Below are 22,890 nucleotides of genomic sequence, written 5' to 3' on the forward strand. Positions count from 1 at the left end.
TAAAGGGCAGAATCACTGCCCTTTTTTATTAGAATGCTAAATAAAGCAGAGCAAAGACAGGGAATGCAGCCGTTAAGCTATCTATTCTATCTAGTATACCACCATGACCAGGAATCAGATTACTGCTGTCTTTCACCCCAGAAACACGCTTAAACATGCTTTCAACAAGGTCACCTAGAACAGAAATAACAACGGTCACAAGGGTAATAACAATCATGTGAAGTGGGCTTGTGAATTGGATGTCAAACAAGTCAGCAAAGATCCAAGCCACGATCACCGCAGTAATAATGCCACCAATAAGACCTTCAATCGTCTTATTCGGGCTTACCGCTGGTGCCATTTTACGCTTACCAAAACTCTTTCCTGAAAAATAAGCACCGCTATCCGCCGCCCAAACAAGCAAGCAAACAAACATCACCAGTTTTGCACCGTGGTAAGGATCAACATCTATACCGTTAGCACGCAGGATAACCACACTCCAGAAGAATGGCAGCAGAGTCAACACACCAAAGGCGTGACGAAGAAGAGAAGAGTCTTTCCATGCAGGCATAGACTTAGGATAAGTCACCGCCATGCCACTCGCGATTACCCACCAAATTGAGCCAATCGTTAGAATAGCGTAGTGAGCAGTAGACAAGTTATTAAGGCTAAATGCATCAAAAGGGATAAAAGCAAAACTTGCAGCACTAACCACAACCGTTGGAATCAACGCTAAATAACGCGATTTGCTTTCAACAAACTGAGTCCACTCCCAAAAACCCAATAGCGAGATTACCGCTAGTGAAAGAATAAATGTAGGAAGTGATAACTCGAAAATACCTAGAATAACTAGGGGAGCTAAAATCAACGCCGTAATAATTCGTTGTTTCAAACCAAAAAATCCTTATTAACTGTCCATCAGAGCTTTAATTTGCTCACCGGTGCATCCAAAACGACGCTCACGGTTTACAAACCAAGTCACAGCTTCTACTAAGCTGTCTTCATTAAAGTCTGGCCAGAATTGTTCAGTGAAATACATTTCGGCGTAAGCCAACTGCCAAAGCATAAAATTACTAATGCGGCATTCGCCACTGGTGCGGATAAGCAAATCGACTTCAGGAATATCTGCCATGGTCAGGTGCTGTGTAATCATAGCTTCATCAATGTCATCTACATTAATATCGCCAGACTTTACCTGTTGAGCAATAGAGGTCATTGCTTGCTGAATATCCCACTTACCGCCGTAGTTAGCTGCAATATTAATAACCATACCGGTATTGGTGCTAGTCAAAGCTTCCGCTTCTTCTATCTTCTTTTGTAGTCGATCATTGAAACGACTTTTATCACCAATAACACGAAGTTGTAGATTATTTTTATGAAGCTTTTTAACTTCACTCGACAGCACTGAAATAAACAGTTCCATCAAGATACCGACTTCTTCTTCAGGACGACGCCAGTTTTCGCTACTAAATGCAAAAAGAGTAACGGCTTTAATGCCAAGTCTGGCTGCAGAAGAGATAGTTTTACGAACGGCTTGAACGCCGTTTTTATGGCCAAAGACGCGAGGCTTGCCCTGAGCTTTTGCCCAGCGACCATTACCATCCATAATGATAGCAATGTGTTTAGGAAGAGAGTCTGTGAACGCTTGAGAATTATGCATAAAAGAGTGAATCAAATTCTAATAGTCGAACAGAGTAGCATAAAAAAACGCTGCACCGTGAGTACAGCGTTTTTCCGGAAAGAAAAGAATATGGAAAATTAAACTTCCATCAACTCTTTTTCTTTAACAGCTAGAACTTCGTCTACGTTCTTAACCGCAGCGTCAGTTAGCTTTTGAATTTCGTCTTGTGCTTTACGATCTTCATCTTCAGAGATTTCTTTATCTTTAAGAAGTGCTTTTAGATCGCCATTCGCGTCACGACGGATGTTACGGATAGCAACACGACCACCTTCAGCTTCGCCACGAACGATTTTAACTAGGTCTTTACGACGCTCTTCCGTTAGCGGTGGAAGTGGAACACGGATAACTGTACCCGCAGACATAGGGTTTAGGCCTAGGTCAGATGTCAGGATTGCTTTTTCAACTAGAGGAGTCAGTGTTTTATCAAACACTGTAATAGCTAGTGTACGTGCATCTTCAGCGATAACGTTAGCTACTTGAGTCAAAGGCGTTGGAGCACCGTAGTACTCAACAGTAAGACCAGAAAGTAGGCTCGGGTGCGCACGGCCTGTACGAATCTTTTGTAGGCTGTTTTTTAGTGCATCAACACTTTTTACCATGCGCTCTTGAGCGTCTTTTTTGATTTCGTTAATCACAATTTCACCTTGATTATGTTCTTTCTTCAAGAAAGCTTTTTATTTGGAGTGATAAGGATAAGCTTACCAAGGTATAACACCTCAGTAAGCCCGAAAAATTAGTCAGCGTCGCTGATTAATGTACCTTCAGTTTCACCCATAACCACGCGACGTAGTGCGCCTGGTTTATTCATGTTAAATACACGGATTGGCATTTTGTGATCACGTGCTAGCGTAAATGCAGCCAAGTCCATTACTTTAAGTTCTTTATCAAGAACCGTGTTGTAAGACAACGTATCATACAACTCTGCGTCTGGGTTTGCTACAGGGTCAGAAGTAAATACACCATCTACTTTTGTCGCTTTTAGAACTACGTCAGCTTCGATTTCGATACCACGTAGACATGCAGCAGAATCCGTAGTGAAGAATGGGTTACCAGTACCAGCAGAGAAGATCACAACGCGACCTTGACGTAGTTGGCTGATTGCGTCTGCCCAGTTGTAGTCGTCACACACACCTTTAAGAGGGATTGCAGACATTACACGTGCGTTTACGTAAGCACGGTGAAGAGCGTCACGCATTGCAAGGCCGTTCATTACCGTTGCAAGCATACCCATGTGGTCACCAACAACGCGGTTCATACCTGCTTCAGCAAGGCCTGCACCACGGAAAAGGTTACCGCCACCGATAACAACGCCTACTTGAACACCTAGTTCAACCAATTCTTTCACTTCTTGAGCCATACGATCAAGGATCGTAGGGTCAATACCAAAACCTTCTTCGCCTTGTAGTGCTTCACCGCTAAGTTTTAACAGAATACGTTGATACGCCGGTTTAGGGTTCGTAGTCATGGAGTTTACCTTCCAAAGAGTTGATGATTAACAGTCATGGATAAAAACTGAATAGCTCAGTTTGCATTCATAACAGCTAAAAAATAATTCACTATTCATAAAAAGACCGCAGCATTTGCCACGGTCTCTTTTCAAACAATACGCTAAGGATTAACCTTTTTGTACCGCTGCAACTTCGTCAGCAAAGCTCATTTCAGCTGCTTTCTCGATGCCTTCACCAACTTCTAGACGTACGAAGTTAGATACTGAAGCGCCTTTCTCTTTAAGGATAGCGCCAACAGTTTGCTTAGGCTCCATGATGAAAGCTTGACCAGTTAGAGAGATTTCGCCCGTGAATTTCTTCATACGGCCAACAACCATTTTCTCTGCGATTTCAGCTGGTTTGCCTTCGTTCATAGCGATTTCAACTTGAACTGCTTTTTCTTTCTCAACTACGTCTGCAGGTACGTCTTCTGGGTTTAGGAACTCAGGACGTGATGCAGCAACGTGCATTGCAACGTGCTTAAGAGTTTCAGCTTCGCCTTCACCAGCAACAACAACACCGATTTTCTCGCCGTGACGGTAAGAAGCTAGTGCAACACCTTCAACGAATTGTACGCGACGGATGTTGATGTTTTCACCGATTTTAGTTACTAGTGCGATACGCGCTTCTTCAAATTTAGCTTGAAGATCAGCGATTTCTAGACGTTCTGCTAGAGCAACTTCAGCAACTTCGTTAGCGAATGCAAGGAAACCTGCATCTTTAGCTACGAAATCAGTTTGGCAGTTAACTTCAAGAAGAGCAGCTGCGCCGTTTGCTTCTTTGATGATGATTGCGCCTTCAGCAGCAACGTTACCAGCTTTCTTAGCTGCTTTTGCTGCGCCAGATTTACGCATGTTTTCAATTGCTAGCTCGATGTCGCCTTCAGCAGCAACAAGCGCTTTTTTACATTCCATCATGCCCGCAGCTGTGCGTTCACGAAGTTCTTTAACTAGAGCTGCAGTTACAGTTGCCATTCTCTATTCCTCAGTAAATTCTAAAAAAGATAAAAAACAGGGGCCTAATTAATTGGCCCCTGATATTGACTGTATTCAGTCCGTTAAGCCATCGATTATGACCGCTTAATGTGAACTAAATATGGCTCAGAGCCGCTATTATTCAGCTTCTACAAAACCGTCTTTTTCAGCAGCTACAGCAGCAACATCTTTGTTGCGACCTTCTTTAACCGCGTCTGCAGCAGCGTTTAGGTAAAGCTGTACTGCACGGATTGCATCATCGTTACCTGGGATAACGAAGTCAACGCCGTCTGGGTTAGAGTTAGTATCAACTACAGCGTAAACTGGGATACCTAGGTTGTTTGCTTCTTTAACTGCGATGTGTTCGTGATCAGCATCGATTACGAATAGAGCGTCTGGAAGGCCGCCCATGTTCTTGATACCACCAAGAGATTTCTCTAGCTTCTCCATTTCACGAGTACGCATTAGAGCTTCTTTCTTAGTAAGCTTGTCGAAAGTACCGTCTTGAGCTTGCGCTTCAAGTTCTTTCAGACGCTTGATAGACTGACGAACAGTTTTGTAGTTCGTTAGCATACCGCCTAACCAGCGGTTGTTAACGTAGAACTGGTTGCTGTTGATAGCAGCTTCTTTAACAGCTTCAGATGCAGCGCGCTTAGTACCAACAAAAAGAACTTTACCTTTCTTCTCGCCAACTTTAGCGATTTCAGCTAGAGCTTCGTTGAACATTGGTACAGTTTTTTCTAGGTTGATGATATGTACTTTGTTACGAGCACCAAAGATGAATGGCTTCATTTTTGGGTTCCAGTAACGAGTTTGGTGACCGAAGTGAACACCAGCTTTAAGCATATCGCGCATTGATACAGTTGCCATTTTAAAATCCTCTATGGGGTTAGGCCTCCACATCCCCCATGAATCCGACCCCTAACAACTAACCACTTTTCAGCCGTTATCTGTGTTGTTGAGGCACCCCGGAACATGTGTCGGAATGTGTGTGATTTAAAGAAATAAGTTAGTGAACATAAAGCTTGTTTCGCCAATTGGAGAAAACAGTCCTGATGTCCGGCGCGCTTTATACCATATTTTGTCTATCTATGGCTAGAAAAAATTCTAAAAATGGCGACTGCTATACTGATCCCTATCGGCGAATTTCACCTATAAATAGTGTCGCTATTCATTCACTTCAGGCTCAATAAATCGATCACGATTCACTCACGTTGAGCAGTATCCACCAGCAATGTATGGACATGGGAATGTTGCGCTAAAATGCTGCACTGATAGAATAGCCCCAATATGCACACTTAGGTGCTACCAAATTAAGAGATATGCAATGGCTGTAAAAATTAAAACTGCTGAAGAAATTGAAAAAATGCGCGTCGCCGGCAAGCTGGCTTCTGAAATTCTAGAGATGATTGAACCTCACATCCAAGTAGGTACAACGACAGAAGAGCTAAACCAAATCTGTCACGAGTACGCTCTAGAAAGAGGCGCATACTCAGCACCACTTGATTACCACGGTTTCCCTAAGTCAATCTGTACGTCTATCAACCACATTGTGTGCCACGGGATTCCAGCATCACAAGATGAGACTGGCAGCACAGGTCAATTCAAACCGGCGGTACTAAAAGATGGCGACATTCTTAACGTTGATATCACGGTAATCATTCCTGATGACGAAAACGCTGATCTAAGCGTTCGTCCACAAGGTTACCACGGTGACACATCTAAGATGTTCCTAGTGGGTGAGGTTTCACCAGCAAACAAGCGTCTGTGCATGGTTGCTCAAGAAGCACTTTACGAAGGCATGCGCCAAGTTAAGCCCGGTGTTCAACTTGGTCAAATCGGTACTGCTATCGAGAAGTACATCAAAACAAACAACAAGAACAACCCACGCGCTAAGTTCTCTATTGTTAAAGATTACTGTGGTCACGGCATTGGTTCTGAATTCCACGAAGATCCACAAGTGGTTCACTACAAGAACAGCGATCGCACCGTGCTAAAAGCAGGCATGTGTTTCACTATCGAGCCAATGATCAACGCGGGTAAGTTTGGCTGCCGTCTTGATGACCAAGATAGCTGGACAGTGTACACAGCAGACAGCAAAAACTCGGCGCAGTGGGAACACACACTGGTTGTGACAGATACAGGTTGTGAAGTACTAACACTACGCAGCGACGATACGATCCCACGTATCATGAAGAACGCTTAGTTCATCAAACTGAACGCTTCAGACTTTTAAAAATATCCTCGCCTTGTCGAGGATATTTTTTTATCCGCTCAATTTCGATTTTCCATCAGCTTCTGTTAAATTGTTTACTATTCTCATTTGCTTGCACGGATAGCAGACTATGCCTTATCAATGCCCTCTTACGTTCAATGACGAACAAATTGAAATCTGCGAATTAAAAAATCAGCTCGATATCTTCACGCAGTATCAAAAAAATGAATTTCTTAACCACCACCCCGTCACCGATTTGGTTTTACTGCGCTCCGAATACATGGATTTACTTCTCAATCGTTTGTGGGAAAATTTCGGATTCAACAAACTGCCTCATATTTCACTCGTCGCTGTAGGCGGTTATGGCCGTGGTGAACTCCACCCCTTGTCCGACATTGATATCCTTATCGTCTCGCAAAAAACATTGCCACCAGCACTTGGCGAAAAAGTCAGCCAGTTCATCACCCTACTCTGGGATTTGAGACTCGAAGTTGGTCACGCGGTACGTACCATTGCCGAATGTCTTGATATCGGTATTGATGATTTAACCGTTGCAACCAACCTGCAAGAGTCTCGATTGCTGTGTGGTAGTGAAGACACTTTTCAAGAACTAAAGCTGAAAATTCATTCCGATTCATTTTGGCCAAGTGAAACCTTCTACAAGGCTAAGATTCAAGAACAAAGAGAACGTCATGCTCGCTACCACGACACCACTTACAATCTAGAGCCGGACATTAAATCGACTCCAGGTGGACTCAGAGACATCCATACCCTGAGCTGGGTAGCGCGTCGCCACTTCGGTGCGACCTCTTTGTTAGAGATGAGCAAGTACGGTTTTCTAACCGATGCTGAGTATCGTGAGTTAGTTGAGTGCCAAGATTTCTTATGGCGTGTTCGTTTTGCACTGCACATAGAGCTGCGCCGTTACGACAACCGCCTCACCTTTGCCCACCAAGCTCAAGTCGCTGAACATTTGGGTTATACTGGCGAAGGTAACCGTGGCGTTGAGATGATGATGAAAGAGTTCTACCGAACACTTCGTCGCGTTGCCGAGCTCAACAAAATGCTGCTTAAATTGTTCGATCAAGCAATCATCAATGGTGGCCAGACTCAAGACGCTGAGATTCTCGACAACGACTTCCAGCGCCGTGGCTCACTGATCGAAGCGCGCAAGCCAGCTCTATTCCAAGCTAGACCAGAAACGATTCTCGATATGTTTATCCATATCGCTAATGACTCGACTATCGAAGGGGTAAGCCCACCAACATTGCGACAACTGCGAACGGCACGTCGCCGATTAAACCGCTTCCTGCATACTATTCCTGAAGCTCGTGACAAGTTCATGGATCTAGTTCGCCACCCAAATGCACTACACAAAGCCTTTAGCTTAATGCATAAGCTAGGCGTGCTCTCAGCGTACTTACCACAGTGGAGCCAGATCGTTGGCCAGATGCAGTTTGACCTATTCCACGTATACACGGTGGATGAGCACAGTATTCGCCTGCTCAAGCACATTAACCGTTTTGGCCAAATTGATAACCACGACAAGCACCCTATCTGTTGTGAAGTGTACCCACGCGTGCAGAAGAAAGAGCTGCTGATTCTGGCGGCTATCTTCCACGACATCGGCAAAGGCCGCGGTGGAGACCATTCAGAGATTGGTGCTGTTGAGGCATACTCTTTCTGTATTGAACACGGGTTATCAAAACCTGAAGCAAAACAAGTCGCGTGGTTGGTACAAAACCACCTGTTGATGTCTGTAACCGCTCAACGTCGTGATATTTACGACCCTGATGTAATCACTGAATTCGCAAAAAAGGTCCGTGATGAAGAATCACTCGAGTTACTGGTTTGCCTAACGGTTGCCGATATCTGTGCAACTAACCCAGAGCTATGGAACAGCTGGAAGCGAACGCTGTTAGCAGAGCTATTCCACTCTACTCAGCGAGCACTACGCCGCGGATTAGAAAACCCTGTCGATGTCAGAGATCGTATTCGTCATAACCAACAAATGGCGTCAGCTTTGCTGCGTAAAGAGGGATTCACCGCTCGTGAAATTGAAGTGTTATGGCAACGCTTCAAAGCCGACTACTTCTTACGTCACACACACAAGCAAATCGCTTGGCACTGTGAGCACCTACTTCGCCTAGAAGACCCAAGCCAACCACTCGTACTGATCAGCAAAAAAGCGACACGTGGTGGTACAGAAGTATTCGTTTACTGTAGAGACCAAGCGGCACTTTTTGCGACCGTGGTTGCCGAGCTCGACAGACGCAACTTTAACGTTCACGACGCACAAGTCATGGTCAGTAAAGATGGCCACGTTTTGGATACCTTTATCGTACTGGATCAGCACGGCGAAGCGATTGATGAAGCAAGACACAAAGCCGTCGCTAAGCATCTAACTCATGTTCTGGCTGATGGCCGCCCAACTAAGATTAAGACTCGTCGTACGCCACGTAACTTGCAGCATTTCAAGGTGAAAACCTTAGTTGAGTTCCTACCAACCAAGAGTAAGAAACGCACCTTGATGGAGTTAAGAGCTCTTGATACGCCGGGGTTGTTGGCTCAAGTCGGTGCAACCTTTGCAGAATTAGACATCAACTTACACGGTGCGAAAATCACCACCATAGGTGAGAGAGCTGAAGATTTGTTTATTCTGACCAGTGACGCGGGAGGAAGACTGTCTGAAGAACAGGAACAAGCGCTAAGAGAAAGATTAACTGAGCATGTTTCAGAACTCGCACCTTAGAAAGCTAATTTAGTGCTAGAAGTAAGTTATGACTAGGAAACAAGTTTAGCTCTAGGAACAGCTTTAATAACCAAATAAGTGTGGGCAAAGATAGAGAGCGATCTTGCCCACAACTTACAATCAATTCACAGATATCAACTATCTAGCTCGTCGTTAGGCTGCTACATTGATCAAGTCAATTACATAAAAGTATTACATTCATAACCTAGAGGTCGCTTATGTATCCAAACCTCACTGGCTTAGGTATCCACGAACCTAAACAGATTGAACGTTACTCCCTTCGCCAAGAAGCGCACAAAGATATCCTGAAGATTTACTTTCGTAAGCAGAAAGGTGAACTGTTCGCGAAAAGCGTTAAGTTTAAGTACCCACGACAAGTAAAAAGTGTGCTTGTTAGCGGCGGCAATAATCAATACAAAGAAGTGACCGAGATTAACCGCAACCTCACTCTTGTGATTGATGAACTCAACAAGATCACCAAACCGACGCCAACGGCTGAGGTGGATGTGAAGCAGAAGATCCTTACCGACTTACGCCACTTAGAGAAGGTTGTATCAAGTAAGATCGCAGAGATCGAAGCCGATCTAGAAAAGCTGAAATGATCCCGCGATGAGCGACTAACTAACATTAGTTTTACCGCTAAGATTGCATAGACACAAAAAGGGCTGATATCACTATCAGCCCTTTATTTTTATTCTATTTTCTATGTTTACTAGACGCCTAGTCTTTACTTAGACGACCGTACTTCAGCATTCACCAAGCTGGTATCCCACTCAAAGGTTTCAAACAACCTTAGCCACGTTTCATCTAGGCTGGCCTTCATTACTAATTCTTTCTTTGTAAAAGGATGAATGAAACGCAACTCAGAAGCGTGCAACAACAAACGGTGCGAATCTAAATCATCGCGGAACAGTCGGTTGTGCTTACCATCACCATGTGAAGTATCGCCAACGATTGGATGTCTTAGATGAGCCATGTGACGGCGCAGCTGATGTTTACGTCCTGTCTTCGGCATCATCTCAACTAAGCAATAACGACTGGTAGGAAAACGACCTGTTGAATACGGCACTTCGACTTTCGCTAACGGCTCGTAAACGGTGACAGCTTCTTGTGGTTCTTTATCTTCTTTTGCAAACTTGTCTGCGATCTTATCCAGCTCAACTTTGAGTGCATAATCGAGCGTGTCGCCCTCTTCTATCCAACCACGAACAATCGCATGATAGGTTTTTTGCATCTCATGGTTAGCGAACATCGGCATCACCTGTGAAGCAACCTCACTCGATAGGGCAAATACCAACACACCCGATGTCGGTCTGTCTAAACGGTGTAATGGAAATACATGCTGACCAATTTGATCGCGCAATGTCTGCATAACAAATTGCGTTTCGTGTTTATCCAGCCATGAGCGATGCACTAGCATGCCAGCGGGCTTATTCACCGCGACAAAATACTCATCTTGATAAATGATCTCTAACATTACGCGCATACCTCATCAATGCTCTGAATTGTCACTAGCAGTTCGACTTTGTCTGCCTCATTTTTCCACACTTCACCAAAATACGGATGGATAGCAAAGCCCTTCGGTAGCGCCATTTTCGCATCCATCATTGCGTTGATCTTAACGATAAAGATCCACTGCAACCACTCTTCTGGTTTTAGAGAATCGATAGCAAAAGGTTCAACGCTCGCCAAAGCTTCATCCGAAGGCGGAAGCGTACTCCATAGGGAACATTGGCGCATTTGTTGTTCTAATTGTTGAAGTAAAAGAGGTAACTTTGTGGCTGCTGTCATTTTTCACCAAGTTATTTATCTAGTGACCTTGAAATTGGGGCATAGAGTACCATCTATTTAGGAAAGAAAGTTAGGAGCTTTATTACTATGGAAACGATTCACACGCTCACTCAGTTACTAAAGAATAGCGGTTGCCAATACGATATCTACGACCTAGGTCGCCGTATTCAGAAGATCGACAACACCTTATTCTCTGATGTTGAGCAAGGGAAACAGCCGTACCCATTTCCACTTCAGAAACAAGCTCACTTAGCGATTAGTTACTGGAACGAACACAAACAACCGTGGATCTGGTTCCTAAAATTCAAACTGGACGAAAGAGGCCTATTACATCAAGGTGATGTCGGCAATTTCCTTAAGTTTGTTATCGAAGCGATGGGCACACGTTTGAACGGTGAGATCAGCGAAGAGCAACAACAAAAGCTGTCAAACAACCCATATACCTTCAAGCCTTCAGAAGACAAAATGGCCGTGTTCCATAGCCAAGTAAGAGCAGGTTTAGACCTTGCAACGAGCCAATACTACGAACACGCTCAACACTACTTCACAGGCGAACTCGGTTGGGACAACTGGAAAACCGTTGGCCTACAAGGCATCACTGATATGTGTGCTCGCTTAGGCAGCCAGCAAAACGGTGTCGCGATTCGCAAAGCATTGAATAAACTACCTTCAGAACCTCTATACGCGACACTTGGGGCACTTGAGCACACGCAAATCAATGACAAGCTCGCTCAACGCTTACAAGAAATGGCAGAGAATGAGATTAACAGTCAAGAGCCAGATCTGTTCTTACTGTCAGCACTGGTACGTGCCCTTTCTGGCGCCGAGCAAAGCACAACGAATTCCATAATTAACCAAGTACTGGCGAGCCCACGCTTAAGCCATCAAGAGGTGTTAATTGGTTTGGCTGGTCGTAGCTGGCACGCACTGCAAGATCCATCGATTGCTGAGCAATTCTTGTTACGCCTCGCACAAACAGGCAACCAGAACCTGTTCAATCAGTTATTTGCAGATTTAGTGATGATTCCGACACTAAGAATGGTATTTTTGCCGTTGTTGAATTCGAACCCATCACCAGAACTTGCCAATGCACTTGTTGAATTACAACAAGCGGCTAAGTCGCAATAGATACCAGACATAACAGCTCAGTAGCTCATAAGAAAAAGCTCAAATCACGAACGGAATAGAGAGATAAAAGGAAGTATGGATTAAATGATAGATAACTTATTGGCTATTTTGATGCTGTGCTTCTTTTGCTTTCTGTTTTGGCAGCAGCGCAGGCAATCCGAGCTTGCGAAAGCTGCCATTGCGAGAAAATGTAAAGAGCTCGACCTACAGCTATTAAGTGTTGCCTTTAGTGGTCATAAACTTAAGATGCGCCATGAGCTCACCACCATTTGGCGCTGGCACACCGTGTATCAATTTGAGTTTTCAGCGTTGGGTGATGACCTGTACCAAGGGAAACTGACCATGGTGGGTTTCCGTTCTATGCGGTTTGAGCTACAGCCTCATAGAATGTAACGTCGCAATACTCGGTATAACGATATTCATGATAAGGGCCAAACTGATCTTGTTTGGTCTCTTTAAATGCAAAGCCTAATTTTTCTAATAGCTTAATCGATGGGTTGTGGCCGACATTCACAGTCGCAACAACATTCGTTAGGCGCTCTTCAAAACGCACTAAACTAAAGAAAGGCTTTAGTACCTCACTAGCAAAACCTTGATTCCAATATTCTTTATCCAAAATAAAGCCAAGTTCATGCTTACCCTTTTCCGATGAAACAAAGACATGTCCAAGATATTCGCGGGTTTGGTTGTGGATGATCGCGCGGCAGAAGCCAACGTTATCTTGCAGTATTTCTTGAAAAAGATGCTTCGCAGAAGCGACAGAGTGAGGCCCATTCATTTCAGCGCGATTAATGGGGCAGCAATTTAACTTGATAAAGTCGAGTTCTAGCTGTTCAGTATAAGGTACCAACAGCGTTCTTGAGGTTGCTATCGTCATAAAACACTCCTTGTGTTGACCATTAGCAGAAAAGCAGATGTTGCGCTCTTAGATGAAAAAGCTCTCGATTAAAAAGAGCCTCCTAGACAGAGAAAGCCTCAGAAAAAGAAAAGCCCCGACACCGAAGTGTCAGGGCTAGGGTCTTACTCGCAGCAGTCCGGCTACTAATTAATGCTCCATGCATCATCCATAATAGTGGCTGTAATCCTTCAGCTCTTTCCTTTACTTCGCCGTCCTAGCGGTGTCCAATCATCCTGAAAGCTAACAATCCTAGTTAGCGCACATCACTTGTTCCGTGAGCGGTGTCCTTTACATCGTCCTGATGCTAATCCAACCCTTTAATCCTAAAGGTGTCCATTGTCATTCCGTTGCAGCTAACTTCCTGTTAACTGACTGTATCCCTACAATGTCCTTACGCTCCATGCTTGATCACTCAATCCTAAGTAACCAAATCTTCATCCTGAAGATAACCAAATCCTTGGTGCTTTCCTGTTCCGTGTCAGAATCCTTCCGACGAGGTTTAATTTACGCGATTTAGGATTTCGGACAATAGATTTGCATCACATTTTGAATTCAAGAAAGTTGTTAATTATATAAAACCAATGAAATTCAACAACTTATTTATATGCACATCAATCTCTCTAGCGATGTATTCGTGTTATCTCACAGCCTTTGTAAGAGATCTCTCACAAGCCATGGGCGGTTTTATGATTCGCTATCATTCACTAGAGCGAGTAAAATGACCAAAGACTAAAAATGGAGGTCAACATGCTGACAAAAGATGTTTCTGAAGAGTTGAAATCAGTGCTTGAAGGACTGCAAGCGCAAGGGAAAGAGCCGACAGTTGCTTTAGTTAAGGCTCGTATGAGCACATCCGTTCCGATGCCCGCTTTAATCACGACTATCAAGAGCTGGAAAAGCGCAAATCGCGTTCCTAAAGTTGAAGTCGCGACACAAGAAGAGCCGGCACTTGATCGTGTTAGCCAACTGGAAAAGCAAATCCTTGAACTCACTGCTCGCGTAGCCATACTTGAAGCCAAGTTATCTGAGCAATAAGTTAACTGGTCAATAAGACAACAGTTCAATAAGTTGACCGATAAATAAGCTAACAGAGAAATAGAACACTATGAAGATATGGGTTGATGCGGACGCTTGTCCAAAGGTTATCCGAGAAACAATCGTACGCGCAGCTGAGCGCACAGGGGTTGAATGTACCTTTGTGGCAAACCATCTGGTTCCCGTTCCTAAGCGCAATAACATTCACTCAATTCAAGTGCCAAGCGGGTTTGATATTGCTGATGATGAAATCGTAAAGCGCACTGAACCCGGCGATCTTGTGATTACATCCGATATCCCTCTGGCTGACGAAGTGATCACCAAAGGTGGGCAAGCCCTCAGCTCTCGTGGTGAGCTTTACACCAAAGAGACCATCAAAGCGCGTCTGAACATTCGTGACTTTATGGATACCATGCGCTCAAGTGGCATCCAAACGGGTGGACCAAGTGCCCTTTCTCAAACCGACCGTCGTGAGTTTGCCAACCACCTCGATCGCCTGCTAGCCAAACGTTAACCACAGCCTTCCTAACGACGAAACCTTTGATCGTCGTTTCTTAATAGCTGTAGCCCCGATGAAATTTTAATCGACATACTCCGTTCTTGATATTTATTACAATAACGGAGTATTGATTATGGTTCGTCGAATCACCCTCTCGCTATCCATTCTTTTTTGCAGCACTCAACCTTCCTTTGCCGATGAAAACTTTGCTGGTGAAGACCTTGCTAATAAAGAGTTCGGAATCATCGGAGGCAGCATCACCTATGGTGAAAGTGTTTTCTCCACTAAAAGTGCCCCTCAATTTGGCGCGACACCCAACCTATTCTACTCAGGCCCAAAAGGCTTTATTGATGGCAGCTTAGCCAATTGGCAACTGCTCCCTTACGTAGGGCTATCTGGAAATTGGCGCTTTGCTGAGGTGTCAGACACTTTTGTGGACCTACCTAATGGCATTCAAGACAGAGATGGTAATGGAGAGCTGGGGATAACGTTAGGTACGGTAGGCGCACGACTTACCTACTTACACGATGTGACTTCAGAACATAGCGGCTACGAAGTTCAGCTTCACTTAGGCAGAACATTAGAAACCTGGACGCAGCCATTCACCATTACGCCCTACCTAGAAATCGATTATCGTGACAAGAAACTGTCCAATCACCTTTATGGTATTTCTAACACCGAAGCTTCTGCCTCGGGACTAAACCAGTTTGATACGGAGTCGACGTTTGTTTATCAAGCGGGGTTGATCGGGCTCTATGAGTTCACGCCAACTTGGATTGGTATCGCTCGAGCAGACTTAATTCATCACGACAGCGACAGCGCTTTGATACAACGAGATTTAGGCTGGTCATTTGAATTTGGGGTTACCTATCGTTTCGCCGGATTATGAGTTTACTCGTCCAAATAAACGAGCCAACCTATTTTACATGCACCATTTTGAAATCGATCAAGATGGTGCTCCAAGCCTTATCCCAACAACGATATACACTTAACACATATCAGATATTGAAACGGATCATTACCTCCTCGTAGCGCAGACATGGATACTCCCTCTTTTAGTGAACACATGAGTGCACCATGCTACGTAAAACAACGACTATTTTTGGCTCGTTGCAATGGATCTGCTCCCTGCTCCTTGGATTCTCTTCTACTTCTTTAGCACAAGAAGATACCGTTCTCCCCTCAACACCAGACAACAAAGATAGCGGATTATTTTCACTGCTTGGGGGCCCGGCTTACATGCCAGAAACTGGATTTATGCTTGCCATCGGTGGATTGTACTCATTTAACACGACACCTGAACAACCGAGTAAAACTCAACGATCTTCCATTACATTAGTGGGTATCGCCAATGAGATGGATAGCGGCGTCGGTTTTGGTGTTCGCTCTAAACAAAAAATATTTTCTCCACAGAATAAACTGCGCTACTTCGGCCAATTGTCGATGGGCAAACAAAGCTTGTACTATTTCGGTACTGGTTATCAGTCAGGGGCCAATAACGGTAAAGATGAAGAGAACTTAGTCGACTATGACTTCGTCACCTACAACGCTGATCTCGGAATGCACTTGGGTAACAACATTTACTTAGGGCCAATACTTCGCCTGCAGTACAAAAAGGCGATTGAAGAATCTATTTCATCAAACGTCGCTCAAGATACCGATTTTATCTACGGTCAAGATAACCCCTTCACGCTAGGGGTCGGTGTAGCCTTACAATGGGATACCCGCGACATCGCAGTAAATGCACGTCAAGGTCAGTTTCTGAGCCTTGAATATGCGAGCTACCAAGACAACTTTGGCAGTGATTCCAATTTTGAAAAAGCTGAAGCCGATTACCGTCTGTACTGGACACCAATCAAAGGCTCCACCTTGGCTTTTCTCAATACTGCAAACTTCAGCGCAGGCGATGTTCCCTATTACGAACTGCCAACCTTTGGCGGCCAAGATTCCATGCGTGGCATCTATTACGGACGCTACCGTGATATGCACAGCGTCGAGCACACCGTGGAGTATCGCCAGTCATTTATGAGCAATGGTGATTACACCAAACACGGCTTTACGATGTGGACTGGTCTCGCAACAACGGCTGAAAACACCAATGACCTGTATCAGGATAAAATTTACAGCTATGGCGTTGGCTATCGTTATGAACTCCAACCTCGTATGAACGTTCGTGTCGACCTCGGCTTTGGCTCCAATGATGCACAAGGCCTTTACCTGTCGATCAACGAAGCGTTTTAAGAGGTCACAATGACAAAGTTTATAACGTTAAGTGCGGTTGTCGCATTGGCTATCGGCTCGACACCAAGTTGGGCAGAGGAAAGTGCACGAGTCGATTTTCCTGATGCCGAAACACAGCAGAAGCTCAATAAGAAGTGGGAACACGCTTTACCTTTTCATGCTCAAAAGGCCATTGATCTCGGTTATGCCCTGCCTCTACCGTTTTCTATTTCATTCATTGGTAACGCTTCTGCGCAAAATATCGAAATGTATGATTTGGGCGTGCAAGTTGGCGACGTAGATTTAGGAGACAGATACGATCTTTCGCAGGTGTCATTTGGCGATCCTGAAATCGAGAGCAAAAGCATGCAGCTGCGCGCAGCGGCTTGGGTGTTTCCTTTCTTACAAATGGGCGTACATGTTGGGCGTTTCTCGGGTGGTACACAATTAACAGCTGAAATACCGACCTCAATCTTTAAAGCTTGCGATAATCACCCAAGGTTGCCCACTTGCGCTAAAGAATCCGTCAGTACCCCAGAGTTTTACCCGGATGTGGAAGGCACAAACTGGGGGTTTTCGATGAATATTGTCGGTCAGGTTGGGGATTTCACTTATGTGCTTCCAGCCAGTATGACGCACTCTCGCACCGACGATGAGCGTACCAATACCAAAACCATGTTGTTCAGCCCTCGAGTTGGCCAACTTATTCAAACTGAAAACTGGGGTAACATTTTCCCCTATGTGGGTGCCGCTTACATGCACAGCGAAGGCTTAACGCAAGAAAACAACGCGTTAGGTGTCGAGGGGTTGTCGTATCAATTATCTCAACAAAGCGCAGAAGACTACTCTGCGATAATCGGAGCAAATTGGAATATCACAAAAACTTACGGAGCAAACCTTGAGTTCATTGGCGGCCCGGGCAGAAAAATCGTCAATGTCATCATGACTTACTCCTACTAGTTCCCGTTGGCATAACGAAAAAAAACCTGCGATAAACGCAGGTTTTTTTGTTCTCTATAAGAGAGCTATCTGTCAGCAAGAGTTGTCTTTAGGAACAAGTCATCTACAGACAAATCTAAACCTTAAGACTAAGGCGTGTAGTACGTTGCAGCACCTGGACCTACTGGTAGGCCAAATACGAATACCCAAACGTAGAACATTAAGCTCCAACCAACCAAGAATACGATTGAGTATGGAAGCATAGTTGCAATCAGAGTACCGATACCTAGGTTCTTCATGTAACGCGTCGCGACAGCAAGGATAAGACCGAAGTAGCTCATCATTGGCGTAATGATGTTGGTTGTTGAATCACCGATACGGTAAGCCGCTTGAATCGTTTCAGGCGCGTAACCAACTAGCATTAGCATTGGAACGAAGATTGGCGCTGTTACTGCCCACTGAGCAGAAGCTGAACCGATCATCAGGTTAATGAAGCCACACATTAGGATGAATGCGAAGAACAACATTGGACCCGTTAGGCCGATATCTTGTAGGAAAGTAGCACCTGCAACTGCGAATACTTGGCCGAAGTTAGTCCACTTGAAGAAAGCAACAAACTGAGCAGCGAAGAACACAAGTACGATGTACATGCCCATTGAAGACATAGACTTAGACATTGCATTGATTACATCACGGTCTGTTTTCATTGTGCCGGTAACTTTACCGTAAACAAAACCAGGAACTGCGAAGAATACGAAGATGAACGCTACGATACTTTTCAGGAATGGAGAACCTGAAACCGTACCTGCTGCTGAACGTAGAACACCATCAGCTGGAACAATCGTCCAAGCAAGAAGCGCTGAAACCGCTAGCACTGCGATACCCGCAAGCTTAAGGCCTTTCTTTTCAACGTCTGTTAGCTTGCCCATTGAATCATTTGATAAATCTTCAGACGCTTCTTCGTCATTGTATTTACCCAGTTTTGGTTCAACAATCTTCTCAGTTACAAATGCACCTGTAATCGCGATGAAGAAAGTAGAAACAAACATGAAGTACCAGTTTGATTCAGGACCAACGCTGTAAGTCGGGTCGATCATTTGTGCTGCTGTTTCTGTGATACCAGAAAGCAGTGGATCAACCGTACCGATTAGAAGGTTTGCAGAGTAACCACCAGATACACCAGCAAATGCTGCCGCTAGACCTGCTAATGGGTGACGACCCAAAGAGTGGAAAAGCATTGCTGCAAGCGGGATAAGTACTACATAACCAAGCTCTGAAGCCGTGTTAGAGATAATACCAGCAAAAACTACGGTTACCGTAACCATGCGCTTAGATGCGCCCATTACCATGCCACGCATCGCCGCAGATAATAGACCTGAGTGCTCAGCAATCGCTACACCTAGCATTGCAACAAGCACGGTACCTAATGGCGCAAAGCCAACAAAGTTTGTCACTAGATTAGTAACAATGAGCTGTAAGCCTTCAGCATTAAGTAAGCTTACAACGTAGATCATGCCGTCAGCAGCACGACCTGGAGCACCTTCTGGACGAGGGTCCATAACAGACACATCAAAATATCCTGCGATACCTGAAGTAACTAGAATAGCGACACAGAAGATTGCGAAAAGAGTGATCGGGTGGGGTAATAGGTTCCCCAAATATTCAACACCATCGAGAAAACGGGTAAAAATAGGTTTCTTTGGCGAGTTGTTTTTTATTGAAGCTGATGAACTCATCAGTTCCCTCCTTGTAGTGATTCCTATGCAATTGTGACAAAAATGTTCAAATTGCCAGCGAAGGGTACGCGACAAAATTATCAATTAGAAATTCAAAATGTTACAAAATGTGTAACAATCGACGATTTTTAACTCTATTTGAACAATTAATTAGCAAATAAATCTACATTAAATACAAAATCTAGATTTATAATTCACAAATACACATTCACTACAAATATAACTGATAATATAACCCATTGATTCACTTGAAAATAAAACACGCCATACTCTAAGTTAATACGCAATATTCTGCTAGGTTCTTCTCGAGGGAAAAGAAAAACAGACAAATGAATGAAGTTTGACTTTCCCCTCGTTTTTACACTCGCGTCACATCAATTTGACTGACTATTTCTGAACCGCTTTGAATCTCGGATTGGTTTTGCAGATAACATAATGACGACCTCTGCGCTTTACTATCTGGCAATCAGGATGGCGGCTTTTCGCGCTTTTAAGTGATTTCACAACTTTCATTCTATTTCGCTCCCTTACCTAATTGACCAAAACGACGAGTGAAGTTCGCAACACGTCCTTCTTTATGTAGCACTCGTTGTTTACCCGTATAGAAAGGATGCGACTTTGACGACACCTCAATCGTGAAGTAAGGATAAGTATTGCCGTCTTCCCATTCGATAGTACGGTCTGTTTTTAGCGTTGAGCCGATTAAGAAGTACTCATCGACACTGGTGTCATGAAAAACCACGGGACGGTAATCTGGATGGATATTCGGTTTCATTGTATTTCCCTTAAATGACTAGCTTGATATGTTATAACATATCAAATGATAATTATTATCAAAAGAAAAACAAGTGATTTTATGATATTTTTCCGTCTTAACTGAAACCAGAGAACACCTTACTATGTACACCATTGAACCTGTTGGCTTTATTGAGTCTCCTTATAAAGAGAAGTTCGCCGTGCCAAGGCAGCCTAGGTTAGTACCCACTTCTACCTCAAGAGTCAGGCTAGTTGAAGCAGCGAACTGCCTTGAGTCTGTTCGTGATATTGAACAATTTAGCCATGTGTGGTTGTTGTTTTTGTTCGATAAGAACCTTGAAGCAGGATGGAAACCAACCGTGAGGCCACCTCGCCTTGGCGGGAACGAACGTATTGGTGTATTCGCGTCTCGTGCCACATTCAGACCGAATGGAATGGGTATGTCCGCGGTTGAGCTCAAAGGTGTATCTCAAGAAAAGGGACAAACTTGGTTGGACTTGGGCAGTGTTGATCTCGTTGACGGCACACCGATCATCGACATCAAACCTTATATCCCCTACTCGGATTCAATTCCCGATGCACGAGGAGGGTTTGCCGCAGATGAACCAGCAGTGCTCGACGTTAACTTCTCGCAACAAGCCCAAAGTAAGCTGTCTGGTCACCCTAAGGCGCGCCATATCATTCAGGTGATCAAAGAAGTATTAGGCCAAGATCCTCGCCCTGCCTATAAGAAAGGTAAGCCTGACAACAAGGAATATGCGGTAAATTTGTTCGATCTTAACGTGAAATTCGTGGTTGAAACGTTTTTCATCAATGTAACTGACATTGAACGCTTTTGAGATCCCAAATAGGCTGATATTATATACGGCTATATCAGATTTGCTGTGGTTACGAACGACAGCAAGTTTTCTTTTATCAATGATGAAACGGATACCATAGAATGCGTACCAGTAACTACCTTCTTTCTACTCTGAAAGAGACTCCAAACGACGCAGAAGTTATCAGCCACCAGCTGATGCTACGTGCAGGTATGATCCGTAAGCTAGCTTCAGGTTTATATACTTGGCTACCTACTGGTCTACGTGTACTGCGTAAAGTCGAAAATATCGTTCGCCAAGAGATCGATAATGCAGGTGCCGTTGAAATCTTGATGCCCGTAGTTCAACCGTTTGAGCTTTGGGAAGAGACTGGCCGTTCTGAAAAGATGGGTCCTGAGCTACTTCGTTTCACAGACCGTCACTCTCGCCCGTTTGTTCTTAGCCCAACAGCTGAAGAAGTGGTAACGAGCCTAGTACGTAACGAGATCAGCTCTTACAAACAGCTACCTCTAAACCTGTACCAAATCCAGACTAAATTCCGTGATGAGCGCCGCCCTCGTTTTGGCGTAATGCGTGCACGTGAATTCTCGATGATGGATGCGTACAGCTTTGATATCGATAAAGAAGGCTTAGAAAAGTCTTACCAAGCGATGCACGATGCTTACTGTAAAGCATTCGACCGCATGGGTCTTGAGTACCGTCCAGTATTGGCAGACTCTGGCGCAATCGGCGGCAGCGGCTCTCAAGAATTCCACGTTCTTGCTGAAAGCGGCGAAGACCTAATCGCATTCTCTTCTGAATCTGATTACGCAGCGAACATCGAGAAAGCAGAAGCACTAGCTCCAACGACTGAAGCGGCAGCGCCAACTCAAGAGATGGAACTGGTTGATACGCCAAACGCAAAAACAATCGCAGAACTTGTAGAGCAACACGGTCTAGCAATCGAGAAGACAGTTAAGACTCTATTCGTTAAAGCTTCTGATGAAGTAGACGCTGATATCATCGCGCTAATCATCCGTGGTGACCACGAGCTTAACGAAGTGAAAGCAGAGAACCTTCCACAAGTTGCTTCTCCGCTAGAGATGGCTTCTGAAGAAGAAATCCGTGCACTTGTTGGTGCTGGTCCTGGTTCACTTGGCCCTGTTGGCCTAGAGCTACCATTCATCGTTGACCGCTCTGTTGCTGTAATGAGTGACTTCGGCGCTGGCGCAAACGTAGACGGTAAGCACTACTTCGGCATCAACTGGGGTCGTGACGTTGAGCTTGCTCAAGTTGAAGACCTACGTAACGTTGTTGAAGGCGACCTTAGCCCATGTGGTCAAGGTACTATCCAACTTAAGCGTGGTATCGAAGTTGGTCACATCTTCCAACTAGGTAATACTTACTCTAAAGCAATGAACTGTAACGTGCTTGGTCCTGATGGTAAAAGCGTAATCCTAGAAATGGGTTGTTACGGTATCGGTGTTTCACGTGTTGTTGCATCTGCTATCGAGCAAAACCACGATAAATTCGGCATCACTTGGCCAGACGCACTAGCGCCGTTCCAAGTTGCTATCGTACCAATGAACATGCACAAATCTGAGCGCGTTAAAGAAGCAGCTGAGAAGCTATACGCTGAATTAACAGCTATGGGTATCGAAGTTTTATTCGATGACCGTAAAGAGCGCCCAGGTGTTATGTTTAAAGATATCGAGCTAGTGGGTATCCCTCACACTATCGTTATCGGCGATCGCAGCATGGACGAAGGCAACTTCGAATACAAAAACCGTCGTACTGGTGATAAAGAAGCTATCGCAATGGACACGGTTATCGAGCACCTTAAAGCTCAACTAGCTTAGTAATCCGATTACTGACTAGATAAACATTGAAAGGCTGCCATTAGGTGGCCTTTTTTATGTCTGTCGTTTCCCTTCAAACTCCCTTCTATTTATCCCTAGAGTAAATAACGTAAGTTAATCCCCTGTTCATCTTCAAATCCGTAT

Annotated in this window: 24 protein-coding genes; 12 read left to right on the forward strand and 12 right to left on the reverse strand. The window is 44.5% G+C overall.

Going from position 1 to position 22,890, the window contains the following annotated elements; translation table 11 throughout:
- Positions 1 to 28: 28 nt before the first annotated feature.
- The 6 genes from MSG35_RS14775 to rpsB all read right to left on the reverse strand — a co-directional run bounded on the left by MSG35_RS14775 (position 29) and on the right by rpsB (position 4,991).
- Entirely contained in the window at positions 29 to 871 is an 843-nt protein-coding gene (locus MSG35_RS14775; protein ID WP_048606675.1) for a phosphatidate cytidylyltransferase, read from the reverse strand.
- A 15-nt stretch (positions 872 to 886) separates the two neighbouring features.
- Positions 887 to 1,639, reverse strand: coding sequence for an isoprenyl transferase (locus MSG35_RS14780; protein ID WP_017063364.1), 753 nt, complete (start codon positions 1,637 to 1,639; stop codon positions 887 to 889).
- Between the two features lie 98 nt (positions 1,640 to 1,737).
- A complete protein-coding gene (gene frr, locus MSG35_RS14785) occupies positions 1,738 to 2,295 on the reverse strand; it encodes a ribosome recycling factor (protein WP_017060741.1) in 558 nt (185 codons plus the stop codon).
- Between the two features lie 98 nt (positions 2,296 to 2,393).
- Positions 2,394 to 3,125, reverse strand: coding sequence for a UMP kinase (pyrH, locus tag MSG35_RS14790; protein ID WP_017630771.1), 732 nt, complete (start codon positions 3,123 to 3,125; stop codon positions 2,394 to 2,396).
- A gap of 150 nt (positions 3,126 to 3,275) precedes the next feature.
- Positions 3,276 to 4,121, reverse strand: a complete 846-nt coding sequence (tsf, locus tag MSG35_RS14795; RefSeq protein ID WP_048606678.1) for a translation elongation factor Ts — start codon at positions 4,119 to 4,121, stop codon at positions 3,276 to 3,278.
- Positions 4,122 to 4,259: 138 nt separating this feature from the next.
- The gene (gene rpsB / locus MSG35_RS14800; protein WP_032547152.1) at positions 4,260 to 4,991 is read right to left on the reverse strand and encodes a 30S ribosomal protein S2; all 732 of its coding nucleotides are present in this window, start codon (positions 4,989 to 4,991) and stop codon (positions 4,260 to 4,262) included.
- Between the two features lie 457 nt (positions 4,992 to 5,448).
- On the opposite strand from rpsB, the gene map reads away from it, so the two are divergent.
- The 3 genes from map (at position 5,449) to MSG35_RS14815 (ending at position 9,690) form a co-directional block, all read left to right on the forward strand.
- Positions 5,449 to 6,327, forward strand: coding sequence for a type I methionyl aminopeptidase (map, locus tag MSG35_RS14805; RefSeq protein ID WP_248384431.1), 879 nt, complete (start codon positions 5,449 to 5,451; stop codon positions 6,325 to 6,327).
- A 139-nt stretch (positions 6,328 to 6,466) separates the two neighbouring features.
- A complete protein-coding gene (gene glnD, locus MSG35_RS14810; RefSeq protein WP_248384433.1) occupies positions 6,467 to 9,088 on the forward strand; it encodes a bifunctional uridylyltransferase/uridylyl-removing protein GlnD in 2,622 nt (873 codons plus the stop codon).
- Positions 9,089 to 9,306: 218 nt separating this feature from the next.
- Positions 9,307 to 9,690 (forward strand): DUF3461 family protein, encoded by a 384-nt coding sequence (locus MSG35_RS14815; protein ID WP_004734354.1) that lies wholly within the window; start codon positions 9,307 to 9,309, stop codon positions 9,688 to 9,690.
- A gap of 125 nt (positions 9,691 to 9,815) precedes the next feature.
- Here the strand turns inward: MSG35_RS14815 and truC are convergent, their stop codons facing one another.
- Positions 9,816 to 10,565, reverse strand: a complete 750-nt coding sequence (gene truC, locus MSG35_RS14820; protein WP_004734355.1) for a tRNA pseudouridine(65) synthase TruC — start codon at positions 10,563 to 10,565, stop codon at positions 9,816 to 9,818.
- Positions 10,565 to 10,879 (reverse strand): YqcC family protein, encoded by a 315-nt coding sequence (locus tag MSG35_RS14825; protein WP_248384435.1) that lies wholly within the window; start codon positions 10,877 to 10,879, stop codon positions 10,565 to 10,567. The genes truC and MSG35_RS14825 overlap by 1 nt, the downstream gene beginning before the upstream one ends.
- An 87-nt stretch (positions 10,880 to 10,966) precedes the next feature.
- Here MSG35_RS14825 and MSG35_RS14830 point away from each other — a divergent pair, with 87 nt between their 5' ends.
- Positions 10,967 to 12,007 carry a DUF3549 family protein gene (locus tag MSG35_RS14830; RefSeq protein WP_248384436.1) on the forward strand — a complete coding sequence of 347 codons (1,041 nt, stop codon included), beginning with the start codon at positions 10,967 to 10,969 and terminating at the stop codon, positions 12,005 to 12,007.
- 84 nt (positions 12,008 to 12,091) lie between these two features.
- Positions 12,092 to 12,400: a DUF3301 domain-containing protein gene (locus tag MSG35_RS14835; RefSeq protein WP_017060748.1), complete on the forward strand. Its 309-nt coding sequence runs from the start codon at positions 12,092 to 12,094 to the stop codon at positions 12,398 to 12,400.
- Here MSG35_RS14835 and MSG35_RS14840 read toward each other — a convergent pair.
- The gene (locus tag MSG35_RS14840) at positions 12,366 to 12,884 is read right to left on the reverse strand and encodes a GNAT family N-acetyltransferase (RefSeq protein ID WP_048612224.1); all 519 of its coding nucleotides are present in this window, start codon (positions 12,882 to 12,884) and stop codon (positions 12,366 to 12,368) included. The genes MSG35_RS14835 and MSG35_RS14840 overlap by 35 nt on opposite strands.
- A gap of 768 nt (positions 12,885 to 13,652) precedes the next feature.
- Between MSG35_RS14840 and MSG35_RS14845 the strand changes: the two genes are divergently transcribed.
- The 5 genes from MSG35_RS14845 to MSG35_RS14865 all read left to right on the forward strand — a co-directional run bounded on the left by MSG35_RS14845 (position 13,653) and on the right by MSG35_RS14865 (position 17,619).
- Entirely contained in the window at positions 13,653 to 13,940 is a 288-nt protein-coding gene (locus MSG35_RS14845; protein WP_061038722.1) for a hypothetical protein, read from the forward strand.
- A 70-nt stretch (positions 13,941 to 14,010) separates the two neighbouring features.
- Complete coding sequence (locus MSG35_RS14850; protein ID WP_009847429.1) at positions 14,011 to 14,454, forward strand: YaiI/YqxD family protein; 444 nt, start codon at positions 14,011 to 14,013, stop codon at positions 14,452 to 14,454.
- A 118-nt stretch (positions 14,455 to 14,572) separates the two neighbouring features.
- Positions 14,573 to 15,328 carry a MipA/OmpV family protein gene (locus MSG35_RS14855; protein WP_248384438.1) on the forward strand — a complete coding sequence of 252 codons (756 nt, stop codon included), beginning with the start codon at positions 14,573 to 14,575 and terminating at the stop codon, positions 15,326 to 15,328.
- Positions 15,329 to 15,516: 188 nt separating this feature from the next.
- Complete coding sequence (locus MSG35_RS14860) at positions 15,517 to 16,680, forward strand: BamA/TamA family outer membrane protein (RefSeq protein WP_248384440.1); 1,164 nt, start codon at positions 15,517 to 15,519, stop codon at positions 16,678 to 16,680.
- A 9-nt stretch (positions 16,681 to 16,689) separates the two neighbouring features.
- Positions 16,690 to 17,619 carry a hypothetical protein gene (locus MSG35_RS14865; protein WP_248384442.1) on the forward strand — a complete coding sequence of 310 codons (930 nt, stop codon included), beginning with the start codon at positions 16,690 to 16,692 and terminating at the stop codon, positions 17,617 to 17,619.
- A 128-nt stretch (positions 17,620 to 17,747) separates the two neighbouring features.
- Here MSG35_RS14865 and MSG35_RS14870 read toward each other — a convergent pair whose 3' ends face one another.
- The 3 genes from MSG35_RS14870 to MSG35_RS14880 all read right to left on the reverse strand — a co-directional run bounded on the left by MSG35_RS14870 (position 17,748) and on the right by MSG35_RS14880 (position 20,109).
- A complete protein-coding gene (locus MSG35_RS14870; RefSeq protein ID WP_048606691.1) occupies positions 17,748 to 19,334 on the reverse strand; it encodes an AbgT family transporter in 1,587 nt (528 codons plus the stop codon).
- 387 nt (positions 19,335 to 19,721) lie between these two features.
- On the reverse strand, positions 19,722 to 19,847 hold the full coding sequence (gene ykgO, locus MSG35_RS14875; protein WP_004734365.1) for a type B 50S ribosomal protein L36: 126 nt from the start codon (positions 19,845 to 19,847) through the stop codon (positions 19,722 to 19,724).
- Position 19,848: 1 nt separating this feature from the next.
- Complete coding sequence (locus MSG35_RS14880) at positions 19,849 to 20,109, reverse strand: type B 50S ribosomal protein L31 (RefSeq protein WP_009847432.1); 261 nt, start codon at positions 20,107 to 20,109, stop codon at positions 19,849 to 19,851.
- Between the two features lie 124 nt (positions 20,110 to 20,233).
- On the opposite strand from MSG35_RS14880, the gene tsaA reads away from it, so the two are divergent.
- Positions 20,234 to 20,929, forward strand: coding sequence for a tRNA (N6-threonylcarbamoyladenosine(37)-N6)-methyltransferase TrmO (tsaA, locus tag MSG35_RS14885; protein ID WP_248384444.1), 696 nt, complete (start codon positions 20,234 to 20,236; stop codon positions 20,927 to 20,929).
- A 101-nt stretch (positions 20,930 to 21,030) separates the two neighbouring features.
- A complete protein-coding gene (locus tag MSG35_RS14890) occupies positions 21,031 to 22,746 on the forward strand; it encodes a proline--tRNA ligase (protein WP_019821597.1) in 1,716 nt (571 codons plus the stop codon).
- Positions 22,747 to 22,890 lie beyond the last annotated feature (144 nt).

This window comes from Vibrio sp. 1CM23M, from assembly GCF_023161755.1.
In the GTDB taxonomy this organism is placed as follows: Bacteria; Pseudomonadota; Gammaproteobacteria; order Enterobacterales; family Vibrionaceae; genus Vibrio; species Vibrio coralliirubri.

Excerpts from the sequence above, each read along its gene's own strand:
- MSG35_RS14780 (WP_017063364.1), bottom strand. The coding sequence starts at position 1,639 with ATGCATAATTCTCAAGCGTTCACAGACTCTCTTCCTAAACACATTGCT.
- pyrH (WP_017630771.1), bottom strand. The coding sequence starts at position 3,125 with ATGACTACGAACCCTAAACCGGCGTATCAACGTATTCTGTTAAAACTT.
- tsf (WP_048606678.1), bottom strand. The coding sequence starts at position 4,121 with ATGGCAACTGTAACTGCAGCTCTAGTTAAAGAACTTCGTGAACGCACA.
- rpsB (WP_032547152.1), bottom strand. The coding sequence starts at position 4,991 with ATGGCAACTGTATCAATGCGCGATATGCTTAAAGCTGGTGTTCACTTC.
- map (WP_248384431.1), top strand. The coding sequence starts at position 5,449 with ATGGCTGTAAAAATTAAAACTGCTGAAGAAATTGAAAAAATGCGCGTC.
- glnD (WP_248384433.1), top strand. The coding sequence starts at position 6,467 with ATGCCTTATCAATGCCCTCTTACGTTCAATGACGAACAAATTGAAATC.
- MSG35_RS14815 (WP_004734354.1), top strand. The coding sequence starts at position 9,307 with ATGTATCCAAACCTCACTGGCTTAGGTATCCACGAACCTAAACAGATT.
- truC (WP_004734355.1), bottom strand. The coding sequence starts at position 10,565 with ATGTTAGAGATCATTTATCAAGATGAGTATTTTGTCGCGGTGAATAAG.
- MSG35_RS14825 (WP_248384435.1), bottom strand. The coding sequence starts at position 10,879 with ATGACAGCAGCCACAAAGTTACCTCTTTTACTTCAACAATTAGAACAA.
- MSG35_RS14830 (WP_248384436.1), top strand. The coding sequence starts at position 10,967 with ATGGAAACGATTCACACGCTCACTCAGTTACTAAAGAATAGCGGTTGC.
- MSG35_RS14835 (WP_017060748.1), top strand. The coding sequence starts at position 12,092 with ATGATAGATAACTTATTGGCTATTTTGATGCTGTGCTTCTTTTGCTTT.
- MSG35_RS14840 (WP_048612224.1), bottom strand. The coding sequence starts at position 12,884 with ATGACGATAGCAACCTCAAGAACGCTGTTGGTACCTTATACTGAACAG.
- MSG35_RS14845 (WP_061038722.1), top strand. The coding sequence starts at position 13,653 with ATGCTGACAAAAGATGTTTCTGAAGAGTTGAAATCAGTGCTTGAAGGA.
- MSG35_RS14850 (WP_009847429.1), top strand. The coding sequence starts at position 14,011 with ATGAAGATATGGGTTGATGCGGACGCTTGTCCAAAGGTTATCCGAGAA.
- MSG35_RS14855 (WP_248384438.1), top strand. The coding sequence starts at position 14,573 with ATGGTTCGTCGAATCACCCTCTCGCTATCCATTCTTTTTTGCAGCACT.
- MSG35_RS14860 (WP_248384440.1), top strand. The coding sequence starts at position 15,517 with ATGCTACGTAAAACAACGACTATTTTTGGCTCGTTGCAATGGATCTGC.
- MSG35_RS14865 (WP_248384442.1), top strand. The coding sequence starts at position 16,690 with ATGACAAAGTTTATAACGTTAAGTGCGGTTGTCGCATTGGCTATCGGC.
- MSG35_RS14870 (WP_048606691.1), bottom strand. The coding sequence starts at position 19,334 with ATGAGTTCATCAGCTTCAATAAAAAACAACTCGCCAAAGAAACCTATT.
- ykgO (WP_004734365.1), bottom strand. The coding sequence starts at position 19,847 with ATGAAAGTTGTGAAATCACTTAAAAGCGCGAAAAGCCGCCATCCTGAT.
- MSG35_RS14880 (WP_009847432.1), bottom strand. The coding sequence starts at position 20,109 with ATGAAACCGAATATCCATCCAGATTACCGTCCCGTGGTTTTTCATGAC.
- tsaA (WP_248384444.1), top strand. The coding sequence starts at position 20,234 with ATGTACACCATTGAACCTGTTGGCTTTATTGAGTCTCCTTATAAAGAG.
- MSG35_RS14890 (WP_019821597.1), top strand. The coding sequence starts at position 21,031 with ATGCGTACCAGTAACTACCTTCTTTCTACTCTGAAAGAGACTCCAAAC.